Genomic DNA, 17,974 nt, shown 5'->3' on the forward strand with positions numbered 1-17,974 from the left:
CATGAGATTAATTCATGGAAAAATATTAATTTAATCTTAATTTTCCTATAATTTATTATATGATGCACACACCATATACTTTACCATAAATAAAAACATTTTCTTTTAAAATTTATATTGACATTCAATTTGCAAGCATTATAATGAAATTGAATTCAAATTCATTTTTAGTTAGGAGTACTCTTATGAATAATTTAACAAAAACACAATTAAAAAAAGAATTTAAAAGAAAATCTCTTCTTAAAGCTGCTGCAAAAATATTTTCAGAACAAGGTTATATGAATTCATCAATAAAAAACATTACAGATACAGCAGGCGTTGCCACTGGAACTTTCTATTCTTATTTTAACAATAAGGAAGAAATCTTAAATGCTATTTATGATGATATCTTTGAAGCAAGTTTAAATGCAGCATCAAATGCTGCTATAAATGAAAAAGATGATATTGTAAAAAAATTTGTATGTGCTGTTGCTTCTGCTATGTGTACCTATATTGAGAATAAAGATATTTCCAAAATGGTATTGTTAAAAACAATAGGAATAAGTGACATCACTGAAAATAAGCGTCAAAAAATAATAGATAAAACTAGTGAATATATAGAAACTGTTCTTAAACATCTTGTTTATAAACATTCTATAAAAATAGAATATATTCATATGACTTCAATTCTAATAACCAACAATATATTAGGAATTATAAAATACTGGCTTGATGATAAAATTGACATAGATGTTAACGAAATGATTCTTACAATTTGCAGATATAATTTAAATGCCTTAAAGATTGAGTTTGATGAAAAGAAAATTAATACATACATATCTTATGTAATTTCATTGCATTTTGACTGTATAAACGATTAATTTTCACCTAAATTTTATTCTTATTCAGGAGATGATAATATGGAAACATACAGAACCAAAGATATCTATGGAAACTTCTATGCTAACGGTAATAAGCCATTAGTTGTATTAATAAATGGAAGTCGCCCTGGAATTCCCGAAACAATAAATACAGCATTTTTAAATTACTTAAAAGATAGATATAATGTTTTATTACTCGCCTATTTTGGAGTAGGACAGCTTCCTAAAACATTAGAAAGAGTTCCTATTGAATATTTTATAAATTCTATTGAATATTTCAAAAAAAAGATTGGTATCTCAAATGAAAAAATTATAATAATCGGTAATTCAAAAGGAGCTGAAGCTGCCTTATTACTTGCTAAATACTACAATTCAGCTATTACAATAGGCTGTGTACCAAGCTGCTATGTATTTCAAGGTCTTTCAGATATACCTTCAGGAATATCTGAAATGATATCAAATCCTAAATCTTCATGGACTTATAAAGGGCTAGAAGTCCCATATATACGTTTTTCCATGGATAATGAAAGTCTGAAGGATGCTGCAGACAATTTCTTTTGTACATGTTATGAAAAATCCATTAAAAAGTATTTTAATAAAGATGCAATAATAGATGTTAAAAATTATACAGGAAAAATTCTTTTGCTCTCTTCTAAACACGATCCATATTGGCCAAGTAAAGAAATGAGTCAATTTTTATCATGCCATAACAAAAACATCCAGCATATATGTCTTGATTTAAAAGGACATTATTATTTGCAATATGATGAATCTACAAACATAATAATAGATTATTTAAATAATAACTAAACACATTATTCAATAAATAAAGCAGTTGAATTAAAATTTACTAATTCAACTGCTTTATTTATATAAAAACGAAAAGGAACTGTACACAAAGAATAATTGTATATATCTACAACAATCCCTTATTGTAACAGTTCCCTCTTAGAAACTGATTTTTAAGTTGTCCGCCAACATATGCATGCCCTTATGTCATACTTTGCTTCCAGGTTTTTTCGTTGCCTGTCACCAACAGCATATCCTATTACAAATATGCTTCTCTGCCGGATTTTAAGTGTCAGTTCACTAAGATAAATCTCTTCCTTTATCTTGATTACATTATACACTCTTCTGAAAATGTTTGCAATATTATTTTCTTAATTTTCTGAAAATAACATTTTAATGTATTATAATTTATATTTTTCAAAATTTTTATATAATTTATTGGTTTATCTCATTAAAATTGATAATATTATTATATATGTTTCAATTAGCATATATAGTTTTATTGGAACACATATATAAGATATTGTATAGAGGTAATTTTATGATAGATAATAATAAATTAGACGAAATACTTCAAGGGCGTTCCCTTGATGCATATAACACATTTGGTGCTCATTTTTCTTATGAATATAATCAAAACGGAGTTCGTTTCACTGTATATGCTCCTAATGCCTGTAATGTTTCTCTTGTTGGAACCTTTAATAACTGGTCTGGATACAATATGGAACGTCATCCATCTGGTGTGTGGAGTATATTTGTAAAAGATGTTGAAGAAATGTCACTATATAAATACCGCATATTTACAACTGAAAATGAAGTTTTTGATAAATCAGACCCATTTGCATTCTTTAGTCAAAAAAGACCTGATACTGCTTCTATCGTCTATAATATAAATGATTTTTATTGGACTGATGAAGGATGGATGAATTCAAGAACTAAAAATTTCAATTCTCCACTCAATATATATGAAGTACATCTCTCTTCTTGGAAAATGAAAAGTGGAAATGATTTTTTTAATTATAATGAATTTGCAGATATGATTATTCCCTATGTAAAAGAAATGGGATATTCGCATATTGAACTCCTTCCATTAAATGAATATCCATTTGATGGATCATGGGGATATCAGTCAAGTGGATATTTTAGTGCTACAAGCAGATATGGAAATCCAAAAGATTTAATGAATTTTATAAACAGATGCCATAATGAAAATATAGGAGTAATAATGGATGTTGTTCCTGCTCATTTTGTAAAAGATTCATTTTCTCTAGGTAAATATGATGGATCCTATGTTTATGAAAGCGATTATGAAGATAAAAGATATAGTGAATGGGATACAAATCTTTTTGATTTTACAAAACCTTATGTTATAAGCTTTGTAAGATCAGCTCTTGACTTCTGGCTTTCCTATTACCATATTGACGGCCTCAGATATGATGCTGTTTCAATCATGATTTATGAAAATGGCGATATAAATAAAGGAATAAACGAAGCTGGATTATGGTTTTTAAGGAATTCTAATTTTATGCTTCAAAACAGACATCCTAATGTTATGCTTATAGCTGAAGATTCTTCAGTATTTCCAAAAGTGACTGCTCCTGTAGTATATGGTGGTGTTGGTTTTGATTATAAATGGAACTTTGGATGGATGCATGATACTCTTGAATATTTTCAAATGAATCCTGATGTTAGACAGTTCAACAGACATAAAATGACTTTTTCTTTTGATTATTTTTACAATGAAGTCTTTCTTCTTCCTATATCACATGATGAAGTTTCACATTTTAAAAGTTCTGTAATAAAAATGATGTATGGAGATTATGATGAAAAATTCAGTAATTTAAGATGTTTATATCTATTTATGATGACTCATCCTGGAAAGAAACTCAATTTTATGGGGAATGAAATAGGTCAATTTGAAGAATGGCGTCATGACAAGGAGTTAGACTGGGATATTTTAGATTATCCTAAACATGTTAAGTTTAAAAATTTCTTTGAAACTCTTCAAAAAATATATCTTTCAGAAAGCAGTCTTTATAAAAACGAATATAACAGAAACAGTTTTAATTGGATAGATATAAGTATCAATTCCGATTGCAATTGTATATTTGCATATAAAAGAAATGATCTAGAAGGAAATTCATTATACATAATATTAAACTTGAGTAATAAAAAATATTCTGATTTTCTTATTGAAGTTGATCATTCTGGATGGTATCTTGAACTTATAAATACTGAATCCGAGATATTTGGTGGTGAAAATAAAATTTCAAAGAAAAAACGCACTAAGATTATTAATAGTAAACACTACATTTCAGTGTCATTAAATAAATTTAATGGTTTAATTTTAAAAAAGTAGATATACATTTAATTTCTTGTTTTAGATAAAAAAATCTTAATAATAAAAATAATGAAATCTATATACATATTAGATTTCATTATTTTTTGTTAAATGATATATTATATATATGTAAGTCAGGTATTTTCACTGAAATTTTATCTATTAACACTTGTAATTATATCACAATATTATTTTAACAGTTATAAATTTTCAAAAATTATTTTAAATTTATATTTCTACTTCTTTTTTCATTCTTAACAAATAATTTTTCTCTAAATCACATTATCATTTTTGCAAAATCAAAATTATCAAATTCATTTTCAATAATATAATCAAGTATCTCTTCAATATAATTCTTATCATGTTCTACAGCTTTAGAAAATATATGAATAAATCTTATTATTTCATCTCTAGATTCATATCCTCTATATGAATATCTTCCAACAAGATAAAATCTCATTAATGAATATCTTATAAGAAGCATCATATATCCTTCAAATATAGAATCACTCTCTGAATATGGGAAAAGATTATTATATATAAAATTAACTATGTAGTTTTCAAAAATATACTCATTTGTATCAATATAATCTCTACTGTAATCTGCAAATAAATCTATATATTTATCGCTTTCTTCTTCAAGCTGCTCTTTGCTTTTTATATTAAATCCCTTTAACACTTCTTCTGTACATTTTCTAAACAGTTCACTGTCTGTTTCTTCATATATATTCAATGATTTTACTATATTTTCAAAAAAAGAAATCTGCATCATATAATTTAAATCATCTCTTTTATAGCATTCTGCACTTTTTTCTACACTATAATTTTCAATGAAATTTTTTGCATATTCATAACTATTATAAGACTTTTCTTCAAGATTAAATAGAAATTCTCCTAAAACATAAAGTCTTTTGCTTAAACTTAAATTCCTATTTTGAATTATTTCCACACAAAAATCCCTTATTTCTCTGAAATTTTTAGCTGGATAATCTTCAAAATCCTCATCTTTTGAATTTATTTCACCTGCAATTATATATTTTTTCAGAGTTAAATCTTCTTTTTTTAATTTAATTCCTTCTTCTTTGTTTAAGATAATTTCTGCTGCTTCAGGGCATGCCAAATCCAGTGAAATTTCAAATTCTTCATCTACTTTATTCAATACTCTTGGAAAATGACTACATGTATTAGAAAGGTATTCTTCTCCAATTTCTGAATGTATTCTGCAGTAATTACATTGGTTTAAAAAAGGACATCTCTTTTCTTCATTAAGATTTATCCTTCCATAATCCACATCTTCATTAACACACTCACTATTTATGTACATATTGTCTTTAAAAAGATTCTCAAATTCAAGTTCTTTTAATTCTTTATAGTCAATATATGTATTTTTATCAATATCTATATCCCATCCAATGCAGCAACTGTCCTCACACCTTCCGCCTATACATTTAAACTCCCCATAATAATCTGGCAACGTAACTTTAAGTTTTTCACACATATCTCTGATTCTCCTGCTCAACACACATTACTTATATGAATTTTTATAATAACACTTAATAAATTATTATACAAATATTCTATGTACAATTTAAATTTTCTAATGCTTATATCAATTTTTCAGCTCTCCTATCTCTTTATTTACTTAAGATTTTTTTCTATAATAAGCAGAAGAGGTGCTTCTTTACTTCTATTTAAGAATTCATGACACATAACCCCATATGTATTTTTCGGTAATTCTTTAACATATTCTATTATCTTTTCTTCTTCTATCTTTCCTTCATCATGTCCCCTGTAAACGCATATAGCTGCAATTCCACCACATTTTAATAAAGCTAGTCCCTTTTTTATACTTGCTAATGAACTTTCATGCTTAGTTGTTATTTTCTTATCTCCTCCTGGAAGAAATCCTAGATTATACATAATGCAGTCAATTTTCTCAGTTACATATTCATCAATTTTTTCATGCGAATCATTTATTACAATCACATTTTCTTTATTCTTCTCTTTATAATTTTCACATGCACATTGTTGGATATCAAATGCATACACTTTTTTAAAATTCTCACATAAAAAATCTGTATCATATCCATTTCCTAATGTTCCATCAACTGCAATTCCTCTATTTTCTAAAAAGCTTTCTATAATATGATGAGCTATTTTACTTATATCTCCTACATATTTAAACATTAATATCACCAACCATATTTATAAAATATTTTTTATTCTGCAATCCATCTATTGATAACAGGTTTTAACATTCTATTAAAAAACCTTATTATAAACCCTGAAATCACTGCTGCAATTACAGTACCTTCTCTTACTCCTGTAACTTTACCAAAAAATACAAACCCTAATATAATTGAAATTATTACAAGAGACACATCAAAAGCAACTTTCATTATTCCAAATTCCTGTCCAGTTCTTATTGTTATAGCTTTTACAAATCCTTCTCCTGAATTTAAAACAACTTCTGCAAGGACAGTAAAACTCACCCCTAAAGCAAGTGTAAAACATCCAAGAATTAATACAAATACACTGCCTATATATGTTTTAGGATCAACAAAATAAAGCATTTCCTTGCATAAATCTACGAAAAATCCAAAAAGGACTGATATTGGTATTTGCATAAGCTGATATTTTTCAAATCTTTTTCCTAAAATAAATATCTGTCCAGCTATAAGAATCATATTCCATATAAAAGTAAATGTTCCGAGAGATACAGATGTTATTTTCAGACTTATCACATATGGTATAGATGATATTGGTGATGTTCCAAGTTTAGCTTTTACCATAAGTGAAATTCCCATAGACATCGCAAATAATCCTAATAAAAATATTATATAACGTTTAATAATTTCCTTCTTTGACATTTTGCCACCTCATCTTTAAGTAATTTTCTCAACAATTATCTATTTCGCAATTAAAATATGCATTAAATAAAGAATGAAATCCTTTCAAGATTTCTTAAATATTTTTCATATACTAGATAAATTTTATTCTTTCAACATATATTAGTATATACCATATATATTTTACATATCAATTATATTTTAAATTAGAAAATCTATCATAAAAAACAATATATGTTCTAATTAAAAAGCAGAACTATTACTAAAGATGCTTTTTCAATTAAAACATATATTTCTCTATAATTAATGATGAATTCTATACTCTTCCAAGATAAATTATTCTTTCTATTTGAAGAACAAAATCATTTTTTTGGAATTCTTCCAGTTTTTCAACCACATCATTTATATCAATTTCATTTTCATTTATTTTTCCCGTAACAAGTCCCATAAACAATACAATATATTTTTCAACTTCATAATCCATATGTTTCCACCACTCAAAAGCTCCTATACTTTCCACTTTTCTTATATAGCCTAAAGCTTCATCATATCTTTCTTTATGAACCAACACCAAGGCTTTATTTATATTTGCCATATCACTTCCCTGTGATACTGCATTTTCTATAAGCATCTCATAATCAGGATATATTTCTTCATTATTTACTTCTCCACGCCTTATCATGTATGCAAGATTTAAGCATCTGTCATTATTTAATTTATATAAAAGATAATAGTAATTTTCTGCAGTTTTGAATTTTTTGTTCATATAAGCATCTGTTCCTATGTTTCCCAAAATAACTTCCACTTCTTTTTTTATCCTGTCACTTCTTTCATAAAGTCTTTCAGCATATTCTTCTATTCTGCTAAATTCAGTATCTTTATTGTTTACCAATATAATAAATTCAGCAAGTAATACTTCATCTTTAACTTCATCAGATGAATCATTACAGTTATTTTGAAGATGTTCATAAATAAGATTTGCACTTTCAAAATTTATTTTTGCTGCACTTTGAATAAATTCACGTATTGTTTTTATAATTTTAACATCATCTTTGTAAGCCGTTTCTATCTCATCATATATTTTTATGCCTTCATCAACATCTCCAGATTTAATAAGCATGTCTGCTTGCTGCAGCATTGTTTCAACTGCCTTTGTGTTTATTACTTTCCTGTCATCATTTGATTTGCACAAACTTATTATTTCATTACACATTTCTTTTGTATCAATATGCGACACATTATCTTTAAGACAATATGATTTAAATATTTTCGCTTCCATTATTAAAGATTTTATTTTAATATCTGCATCTTCTTTTCGTACTTTTATTATATTGTTGTAAAGTTCAACTGCTTCTTTCTGATTTCCACTGTTATGAAGTCCTATAGCTTTACATAATATAATCTGCATAATTATCAGCTTTATCTTTTCATCTTTTTCATTTTTATATAAGTTTAATATTTCATTACATTTCTTTACTATTATTTCATCTTTTTCATTTTTTGTGAATATAACAATCTTATTAAGTCTTGCTTGAGCTACAGCATACCTTATTTCATGATCAAAATCACAATTGTAATTATTTATAATATCATTATACACTTCAATTGCTTCATAAAAATTTTCATCCAATTCCAAAACCTCTCCTTTTTCAAGAAGTGATTTTACAGCTATTCTTCTTATATTTTGATCCTTATCATTTCTATAATTAATATATATTTCATTTAGAACTTCCTCTGCTTCAATAAGTTTCATGTTTTTTTTCAAAATTGATCCCTGAAGAAGAAAACCCTCAATAAATAAATGTTTGAATTTCAAATCTCCTTTTCTATAATATTTAGTTTTTAAAGATTCTATTTCTTTAAGAGCTTTATCATATTCTCCTATATCATTAAAAATCTGTGCTTTTCTCAGACTGCATACTATAAAAATCTTTTCCGACCATTCTTTATCATATGTATAAGCTGAAAATTTTTCAGTCTCTTCAATAGCTTTTACAGCTTCTTCATACCTGTCTTTTTTTATAAAATATTCTGCCTGCTTAATATATACTTTTACAAGCATTTTTCTATCCTCAATCTCATTCCATTTTGAAACTTTATCTATTATATTATTATATAAATTTTCATCATACTCCTGTTCATACATCAGTTTCAAACACATAAGTTCTCTATATACTTCTCTGTATTCTTTTGAATTTTCATTTATGCTATTCAAAATATTCAATCCTTCATTTGTTTTTATTCTGTTAGAATTATAATTATCATTGAATTTTATTTCTTCTATTAACAGCTTTAATAGTTTTATCTTGTCATAATCAGATGCTGTTTTTTCTATACCTTTATAAAACTTTTCATATAAAATTATTATTTTTTTTAAATTATTCCTGTTCAATCCTGCTGCACTGCTTTCTTCTGCTATAATTGAAATATATTTCATTAAAGTCCTTATAGAATTTTCATTATGAAATTCTATTTCATGTTCAAATTCTTCAATCTTTTCAAAAACTGCCGCAGTATTTTTTTCTATTATTGCTTTTTTTACTTCACATAATTTTTCATCATCAATGTGCTCATCAAATCCTAAAAAAATAAAATTCGAAAACATATTATCAGAAAAATTTTCTTTAAAATATGATCTTAAAAAATTCATTGGATCTTGAACTATATCTGGAAATTTTATATTAAATTCATTGATAAATGAACTAAATACCTCATCTGCTTTTAAATATGAATCAGATATTAGATTTTCTAAATCGTTCTGCATATTATATACAGTATGTTTTTTAGGCATTACAAAAATAGCATCTTCTCTATGTTTAAGCCATTCTGGAAGATGGGCATAATCTTCTTCAGTATGGCAAAACCAATACATCTTATATTTTAGCGGCATTTTAAGCCTTTCTTTCAATTCTGTCATTATTACATCATCTTCCCATCCGCTGTATCCTATAACAATAGGTGACATTTTATTTAATGTGGTTCTCAAAAATGAACGTACATAAAATAATTCATCAGCTTCACCTTTTAAAAACTCTTCTTTTTCATCAATCAGACTGCAACAGTCATAGAATTCATATGTTCCATATACATGCATTATATTTAAGTTTTTGCTCCTTATATTAAGCTTTTCAGCACTTTCACTCATCTCTGCTACCAGAAGATTTTTTTCTCCGAACATCTTAAGTGCATCATATACGAATGTATCAAAATTAGGTGTTACAAGGAGATTTGCTACTTTTCGTGACAATAATATATTTGCAAGCTTCACAGCACTTTCAGGTATCTTCTTCCCATTAAGCATATTTTTAATATACTTTTTTCTCGTTTCTTTATGAGGAAAAGCATTTTTAATCCAATATATATATTGATTTTTAATGCTTTCTTCTGTATCAGCATAAAATTTATCACTGCATATACTTCTGCATTCCTCAATAATCTGATCTGCTGTTTTTACTGATTCTGCACTTATTCCTGCACCTGCAATAAAGAAATATGGATATTGTTTTATGTTTTCTGAGACATCCTCATTTATAAAATAGTATGCTTTTGATATTTCATGAACAGCTTTTTCATAATCTCGAATAATATTATCATTCAAATAGATTCCCCCTTATTATTTGAATTGATTAAATCAGCCCTTAACTATATATATTTTTATTAATAATAAGATTATGTGGCATCTATTAAATTTCACAAAAAAATTAATAATTGTATATTCCAATTAACAGTGTATAATTAATGATTTCTAATAATTAAGTACATACTAAAAACAGCTGTTATAGACTATTTTGAATCTATAACAGCTGTTTCTTTATTAATAATTATATATTACTTAAATCTTCACCATTAGTTGCAATAACTTTCTTGTACCAGTCAAAGGATTTCTTTTTAGATCTTTCTAATGTTCCGCTTCCATCATTATTTTTATCAACGTATATAAATCCATAACGTTTCTTCATTTCACCAGTTGAAGCTGAAACCAAGTCTATACATCCCCATGGAGTATATCCCATAAGATCAACGCCATCTTCTTCAACTGCATCTTTCATAGCTTTAATATGATTTCTAAAGTATTCTATTCTTGGCTGGTCATCTACAGTTCCATCTTCTTTCTTAACATCGATTGCACCAAATCCATTTTCAACAATAAACATTGGTAATTCATATTTATCATAGAACCAGTTTAATGCATATCTAAGTCCAATAGGATCAATCTGCCATCCCCAGTCACTAGCCTTAACATATTCATTTCTAACTAAATCCTTTGTTTCATCATAATCATAATGAACATTGTCTTCACTATGTTTAACTGCAAATGACATATAATAACTGAATCCTATATAATCCACACATCCTTTAGATAATATATCTAAATCTTCTTGTGTAATATCAAGATTATATCCCTTTCTTTCAAAGAATTTAGTCATATATTTAGGGTAAGCTCCTCTTATATGTACATCTGCAAACCAATAACGTTTATGCATTGCACTTGTTGCCATAAATATATCTTCTGGATTACATGTAGCTGGATATATAGGACACATTGCTATCATACATCCAATTTGAAAATCTGGATTTATTTCATGACCAATTCTTACAGCTTCTGCACTTGCAACAAGTTCATAGTGTGCTGCCTGATACATTATAAATTCACGATTTTCACCTTCCTTGTATTTTATTCCAGAGTTAGTGAAAGGTGCAAAATCATCTACATAGTTTGCTTGATTATTAATTTCATTGAATGTCATCCAATATTTAACTTTATTTTTATATCTTTCAAAACACACCTTTGCAAATCTTACAAAGAAATCAATACATTTTCTATTTCTAAATCCGCCATATTCTGTTACTAAATGATAAGGAAGTTCAAAATGTGATAATGTTATTACAGGTTCAATTCCATATTTTAAACATTCATCGAACAAATCATCATAAAATTTTAATCCTTCCTCATTTGGAGTTTCTTCATCTCCATTTGGAAATATACGAGTCCACGCTATACTTGTTCTGAAACACTTAAATCCCATTTCTGCAAATAATGCTATATCTTCTTTATATCTGTGGTAAAAATCTATTGCTTCATGATTTGGATAATTTAATCCCTCAATAACTCCATCTGTTATTTCTCTTTTCTTATCTACTGAACCAGCAGTCATTACATCAGCAACACTAATACCTTTTCCGCCTTCTTTCCAGCCTCCTTCAAGTTGATGAGCTGCAACTGCTCCTCCCCATAAAAAATCCTTTCTTAATGCCATTTAAACCACATCCCTTTCTTTATCAAAATAATTCCATTTATTACTAATAACGATTACATAAGTTTCATCATTTGCAATTAATTTATAAAAAGCACATTTTAATATAGATAAGCATATAACATTACTAATATAACAAATCTACAATTTCTTATTTATTCTGCAAAATCTATATAATAAAAATGCTCTTTCCTTGATTACATTTTAAAGCAAATTATTGCTTTTGTTAATATAATATGCCTCAAATAAAATTAATTATATAATAAGGTATATGTTACATACAAAAAACAATATGTAACATATACCTTATTAGTTCATTAGAATTTTATGAACAGTTCTTCATCATTATTTCTACACTTCCCATAAACATTGCAAAACATGACATAACTATGATAAGAATTATTCCTGGAAAATCATATTTTATTTTTTCTTCCTTATTTATTACATATGCTGTTAAAACTTCAATTCCCAAAAAAATCAATATTACAGGCCATAATGAAATTATCCACTTAATCTCCATATTTTTAATAAATGTCTTCAATAAAAATACAATGCCTAAAATAATTAACAAAATACCTGTTGTAAATGTACCAACTCTTCTCCCTTTAATCATCATCTTTCTCACTTTCTCTTTTTTTTCCTGAAATAAGCGAAATTCCAATAAAAATAATAATTACTGATACAATAATTTTAGGAATATATTCAATAATGTCATTAATTATTCTAACAACCTGTTGAGGAAAAAATGGCATTATAAAATCAGTAAGATTATTCAATAAAAGATAGCATCCAAATATCAACAGACATATGCCAATTATTGCCCCTCTCTTTTTTAACACATTGTCATCAATCTTCATTAAGGATCCTATAGAAAATAAATATTCATCTTTAACGCCTAAAAATTCTTCTTCATCCATTCCCGATTTATTCAAGCAATCAAAAAAGGCATAAAACCATACAACAGGAATAACATACATTAACGCACCTATGTTAAACCATGACGCAATAAAAAATAGAAAGAAAAATACACTCATAAGTGATATTCCGTTTTTCATCAATCCTAAATACATATGTCCTGCTCCAGGCAGCATTGAAAATATAAATGTTAAAAATCTGCTTTTTTTCTTATACATTACTTAAATACCTCCATACTCATTATTCTGTCTGCTAGTGAATTAAGCTGTGAACATGTTGCAACTGATTTCTCATAATCAGGTGCTTTTATTTTATTCAGACTTCTTCCTGCAATATAATTAAATGCATTGGAAAATAGCATACATATTGCAATTGAAGCAGCTGCAACTACCTTTATACAATAAAATTTAAACTTTTTATTCCTATCGTCTTTCATATTCAGTTTGATACTTTCTTCAAAACCTTCCGGAATTTCTTCAAGTTCACTGTTATCGTAACTGCCAGCTAATACTTCTGCACATTCCATACATTCAGAAATATGACCTAAAACTTTAATAAGTTCATCATCACTTAGCATTTCTTTTTTCAGCCTGCATACAGTATAATCAGAAATATGTCCGTCTTCATTAAACAACTTGTTCACATAAACTCCTCCTTCCAAAGTTCTCTCAACATTTTTTTAGCCCTATAAAGTCGTGTTTCCAATGTTTTTAAATTTTCCCCACTTGTTTGTGCCATGGTTGAAAGCTTCACATCATATAAAAAATAATTCTCTGCAACATTTTTATATGGTTCTTTTAACTTTCTACATAGATTTACTATTCTTTCCCGAGTATTTTTTTCTACAAATACATCTTCTGGTGACCCTGTTTCATCCTTTATATATTCATATTCTTCATCTGTTATATTCACTTCTGTCCTGGCTCTATTTTTAAGGAAATCTCTGCATTTGTTTGCAGCAATAGTTGTAAGCCATGCTTTTATGTTCTTACCGTCAAATTTGCTGTAATTTGCATACGCATTTAAAAAAGTCTGTTGTGCCAGATCTTCAGCATCAAAATAATTTTTTGAAAAGGATAAACAGATAGTAAAAATAAGGCGTTCATATTGTTTTATAATATCTGCGAACTGTTCATTTTCAATAATAATCACCACCTTCAACTATCCTACATTATATGTAACGATTGGATTTAGAAAAACACTTCAATTTTATAAAAAATCTTTTCCAATTTTTATTTGAATTTACAAATGATTATTTTCTAATTATAAAAATTAAAGGATATATATCCTATTTGATGATACATATCCTTAAAATTTTTCAAACTAAATTATATCTGCACATTTACTATTTATTTTTAATTCACGAGACAAACTCTTCTATGTTATTATTGCTATTTTAAAGCTCCAGTATTTCCTAAATAGTACCCTTCAATATATTCATTTACAGCCATTTCACCATTACTCTTTAAGTAATACCATTCTCCAGTACTATCATAAAACCAGCCTGTTTTCATTGCTCCATTTCCATTTAAATAATACCAGTTAGCTCCATCTTTAAGCCAGCCTGTTTTCATTGCCCCATTTCCATTTAAATAGTACCAGTTAACTCCATCATTTAACCAGCCTGTTTTCATTACTCCATTTCCATTTAAATAATACCAGTTAACTCCGTCATTTAACCAGCCTGTCTTCATCGCTCCATTTCCATTTAAATAATACCAGTTGACTCCATCATTTAACCAGCCTGTCTTCATTATTCCGTTTTCATTCAAATAATACCATGTATCATTATATTTAATCCAGTCAGACTTAATTTTACTTCCTTCTGAATTTGTAAAATACCACTCGTTACCAACCATAACCCACGAATTTGTTACCAGCTTACCGTCTTTAATAAATTTGTCACCATTCCATCCATCCTTCATATCAGATGATGAATTTTCCACGATTACTACATTTTCTTTGCTTTCTATATCATTATTATTTTTTTTCTTAGATGATGATCCGCTAGACCCTCCTGAACTTCCACTAGATGAATTTGCTCCTATGCTGCTTCCACTAGAAGAGTTTCCTGAATTTCCACCAGTATTATTTCCATTAGAATTATTTCCTGAGTTTTCTCCATTACTTTCGCCAGAGTTATTTCCTCCAGTACTTCCTGATCCACCATTATTACCAACATTAACTGTAAAATCAGGCTTTAATTCATCATCAAGTATGTTACCATCTGAATCACTCTCTACTGCAACTCTAATCTGTCCTTCTAATTCCTGTTTAGTTGTTAATCTTACTCTATCACTAGATGTGTATCCATTATCAATTACTACTGTCCTCGCCATTTTCTGTGTATCTGAAGGAGCAAGCAGCTCTATAGTTTCTATTTCATATCCATCTATTTTTAATGCTTCTGCTTCATGTACAGTTATTTTTTTATCTACTTGTACATCTACTGCGTTTTTATTAGACAAGACTACATTTTCTATTTCTATTTGATTTTCATTATATACCTTAATTTTTACACTTATATAAGCCTCACTATATTCATCTAAATCATTTGGTATAAATTTAATTGTATCATAATATACGCCTTCTTTTGTAAATCTGAAATCTTTATCAAGCCATTCAAATTTACCATCAACTTTGACTCCATTATATTCTGCTCTTCCAGTAATCTTACTTTGTGTAATCATTTGACCGCTTCTTGCAGATGTTGCTGATACATCAAGTAATTGAGGTTTTTTAAGACTTGAATATTCTTTTAAAACATTAACAGCAGCTTTTCCTGAACATGGTTTATACTTCTCTAAATCTGCTGGAATAAATAAAAATTCAGCAGTTTTAGCTCCTTCTTCTAATATTTCAGATGGGTCCATCCAGACAAATTCACCTTTTACATACTTTCCATTCTTATCTAATGCTTTACCAAATATTCTGCTGTTTTTTAGTATGCCGCCAGCCAAAATATCATCAGTATGTAATACTTCTGCTTCTATTTCCTGTTGATTATTGCTATTTACTACTTTTACAGAAGCATTTCCACCTGACTTTACATACACATTATCTATATCAGGAATAAATATTACTGGATAAGAACCACTGTTATTAACGCTCTTCCAAGATTCATCCCATCTCCATGATCCGCTTACAAGTTCATTGGTAACAGCATCTATGGCTTCTCCTTTTATTATACTTTGATATCTTTCACTTCCAAATACTATTGTACTTCCTGCTGCAGCTCCCAATTTTAACATTCTTAAATTTGCTTTAACAGTTATTGTTCCCTTTGCAATATTATATCTTCTAGTATTCTCCGGAGTAAATTCCCATTCTATTTCAACATCTTCAGCTTCATTTTTGCTATATACTTTTGGAGCTTTATTTACTATTTTAAAAGTCCCTTTTACCACTTCTTTAGTTACTGGATCTTCCATAACACCTTCTACTGGTTTGAATTCATCCAGTTTTCTAATATTTTCTGAGTGCATTTCTCTAACAACTGGAGTTACAACATCTCCTTTTTTAGAATTTACTATCAACGATCCTTTTACAATATTATTTCTATTCAAATCATCTGGCACAAATGTCCAATGAAACTGTCCAGCATCTTCAATCACAGTTTGACTAGGACTATCCCACACTAAATTTCCAAAAACTTCATGCCCAAACTCATCAACAAATTTACCTTGTAGTTTGCTTTCTTTAAGTCTGTCTCCAAGATATAGTTCTGTACAACTGATATTATATGCTTTTAAATCATGCTTTCTTACTTTTACTTCTATTTCTCCAGTTATAGTATTAGTATATTTGCTGTTTTTAGGTGTAAATTCCCATTCATGTTCTTTTGTTTCTGTTAAATTTTTAATTTCTTCAGTCCATGAAAAACTTCCTGATATTTTTTCACCAGTTTCTTTATTGACCACTTTACCACTTAATTCAGATCTAGTTACTGGATTTCCATAGACCACTGAGGGTGCTTTAAGTTCTATTGAAACTTCTACTGCTGCTCCAGATGTTGTTGTAAGTTCTCCATCTTCTGATATAACAGTCACTAGTGATGAATAATCTTCCTGTTTGTCATTATCCGACACTGGTGGAATTGTAACTGATGGGGGTGTTGTAACTTCAGATAATGTTGTTGCATTTTCATCATATGACTGTATCATTATTTTATCTTCGTCATCTATATTTCTCCCCATTTTTATTTCATCACTATCAGCCATCCTAATATTTTCTGTAATTTTTGCATTTGCAGGCATTACTGCTATATTAGCAGCAACAAGACCTAATGATATAACCATCTTCTTCTTCATGATTAAATAATTCTCCTTTGTTCTTTTATATCAAAATAGTTGTTTTTTAATATATCGAATTTTTTCACTATTCATGTCTAAAATTTCAACATATCTTACTAATTTGTCGATAGTTATTTGAATTACTTAATACATATTAGATTATTTTTTTAATATTGTTTATCAATTCTAACTATTCTAAAATTTTCACAATAATTTTATCTGATCATTCAAAACTTTTACCATGAAGATCCTCCTCCAGTTTCAGAACCTTCTGAACCGTTACTAAAAACTTATAAATCTTATGTTTTATTCCTTTTTCATTGTATCTGTTTTGGTAATAGATAAATCTAAAACTACTCACATTGGTATGATACTCCAAAGGCGTAAATTCCCGACTAACGTATCGGTACATATCAATAGTGTTGTTTAAGGTAACTAAGCTATTGATTTACCATAGTTAAAAAGATTTATACTTGCGTTCTTATCTCTGTCAATTACAGCATTGCAGTTATCGCATTTGTAAATTCTATCACTAAGTTTCAAATCTTTCTTTACTTCTCCGCAACATGAACATATTTTACTGCTTGCATAGAATCTGGATTGTCAACACTTTTTAATACATTTTTTATTCGGTCATATTTGCAAGTCTATACTCAACTGGAGTCATATAGTT

At 27.9% G+C, this 17,974-nt stretch carries 14 protein-coding genes and 1 pseudogene; 3 read left to right on the top strand and 12 right to left on the bottom strand.

The genetic code is table 11. The features are described 5' to 3' along the window. Window positions 1-185: 185 nt before the first annotated feature. The 3 genes from Q0F58_RS11870 (at window position 186) to glgB (ending at window position 4,008) form a co-directional block, all read left to right on the top strand. Window positions 186-860 (top strand): TetR/AcrR family transcriptional regulator, encoded by a 675-nt coding sequence (locus tag Q0F58_RS11870; protein ID WP_294376755.1) that lies wholly within the window; start codon window positions 186-188, stop codon window positions 858-860. A 39-nt stretch (window positions 861-899) separates the two neighbouring features. Further along, complete coding sequence (locus Q0F58_RS11875) at window positions 900-1,670, top strand: acyl-CoA thioester hydrolase/BAAT C-terminal domain-containing protein (protein WP_294376758.1); 771 nt, start codon at window positions 900-902, stop codon at window positions 1,668-1,670. Window positions 1,671-2,190: 520 nt separating this feature from the next. After that, a complete protein-coding gene (gene glgB, locus Q0F58_RS11880) occupies window positions 2,191-4,008 on the top strand; it encodes a 1,4-alpha-glucan branching protein GlgB (protein WP_294376761.1) in 1,818 nt (605 codons plus the stop codon). 259 nt (window positions 4,009-4,267) lie between these two features. On the opposite strand, the gene fliB is transcribed toward glgB, so the two are convergent. The 12 genes and pseudogenes from fliB to Q0F58_RS11940 form a co-directional block, all read right to left on the bottom strand. Continuing rightward, the gene (gene fliB, locus Q0F58_RS11885; protein ID WP_294376764.1) at window positions 4,268-5,488 is read right to left on the bottom strand and encodes a flagellin lysine-N-methylase; all 1,221 of its coding nucleotides are present in this window, start codon (window positions 5,486-5,488) and stop codon (window positions 4,268-4,270) included. A 140-nt stretch (window positions 5,489-5,628) separates the two neighbouring features. Then, window positions 5,629-6,177: a class I SAM-dependent methyltransferase gene (locus tag Q0F58_RS11890; protein ID WP_294376767.1), complete on the bottom strand. Its 549-nt coding sequence runs from the start codon at window positions 6,175-6,177 to the stop codon at window positions 5,629-5,631. Window positions 6,178-6,209: 32 nt separating this feature from the next. Next, window positions 6,210-6,860 carry a YitT family protein gene (locus Q0F58_RS11895; RefSeq protein WP_294376773.1) on the bottom strand — a complete coding sequence of 217 codons (651 nt, stop codon included), beginning with the start codon at window positions 6,858-6,860 and terminating at the stop codon, window positions 6,210-6,212. 295 nt (window positions 6,861-7,155) lie between these two features. Then, window positions 7,156-10,437 carry a hypothetical protein gene (locus tag Q0F58_RS11900; RefSeq protein ID WP_294376775.1) on the bottom strand — a complete coding sequence of 1,094 codons (3,282 nt, stop codon included), beginning with the start codon at window positions 10,435-10,437 and terminating at the stop codon, window positions 7,156-7,158. A gap of 223 nt (window positions 10,438-10,660) precedes the next feature. After that, window positions 10,661-12,097, bottom strand: a complete 1,437-nt coding sequence (locus Q0F58_RS11905) for a 6-phospho-beta-glucosidase (protein ID WP_294376778.1) — start codon at window positions 12,095-12,097, stop codon at window positions 10,661-10,663. Between the two features lie 322 nt (window positions 12,098-12,419). Further along, entirely contained in the window at window positions 12,420-12,707 is a 288-nt protein-coding gene (locus tag Q0F58_RS11910) for a LiaF transmembrane domain-containing protein (protein ID WP_294376793.1), read from the bottom strand. Next, window positions 12,700-13,227 carry a hypothetical protein gene (locus Q0F58_RS11915; RefSeq protein WP_294376781.1) on the bottom strand — a complete coding sequence of 176 codons (528 nt, stop codon included), beginning with the start codon at window positions 13,225-13,227 and terminating at the stop codon, window positions 12,700-12,702. The genes Q0F58_RS11910 and Q0F58_RS11915 overlap by 8 nt, the downstream gene beginning before the upstream one ends. After that, entirely contained in the window at window positions 13,227-13,652 is a 426-nt protein-coding gene (locus Q0F58_RS11920; RefSeq protein ID WP_294376784.1) for a hypothetical protein, read from the bottom strand. The genes Q0F58_RS11915 and Q0F58_RS11920 overlap by 1 nt, the downstream gene beginning before the upstream one ends. Next, window positions 13,649-14,161: an RNA polymerase sigma factor gene (locus tag Q0F58_RS11925; protein WP_294376795.1), complete on the bottom strand. Its 513-nt coding sequence runs from the start codon at window positions 14,159-14,161 to the stop codon at window positions 13,649-13,651. Before Q0F58_RS11925 ends, Q0F58_RS11920 begins: the two co-directional genes overlap by 4 nt. Before the next feature lie 239 nt (window positions 14,162-14,400). Continuing rightward, the gene (locus tag Q0F58_RS11930; protein ID WP_294376787.1) at window positions 14,401-17,319 is read right to left on the bottom strand and encodes a hypothetical protein; all 2,919 of its coding nucleotides are present in this window, start codon (window positions 17,317-17,319) and stop codon (window positions 14,401-14,403) included. Between the two features lie 205 nt (window positions 17,320-17,524). Continuing rightward, window positions 17,525-17,662, bottom strand: coding sequence for a hypothetical protein (locus Q0F58_RS11935; protein ID WP_294376790.1), 138 nt, complete (start codon window positions 17,660-17,662; stop codon window positions 17,525-17,527). Between the two features lie 74 nt (window positions 17,663-17,736). Then, window positions 17,737-17,898 (bottom strand): annotated as a pseudogene (locus tag Q0F58_RS11940) (zinc ribbon domain-containing protein); the annotation flags it as partial. Window positions 17,899-17,974 lie beyond the last annotated feature (76 nt).

The sequence above is a fragment of the uncultured Clostridium sp. genome, from assembly GCF_934754915.1.
Lineage (GTDB): Bacteria > Bacillota > Clostridia > Clostridiales > Clostridiaceae > Clostridium.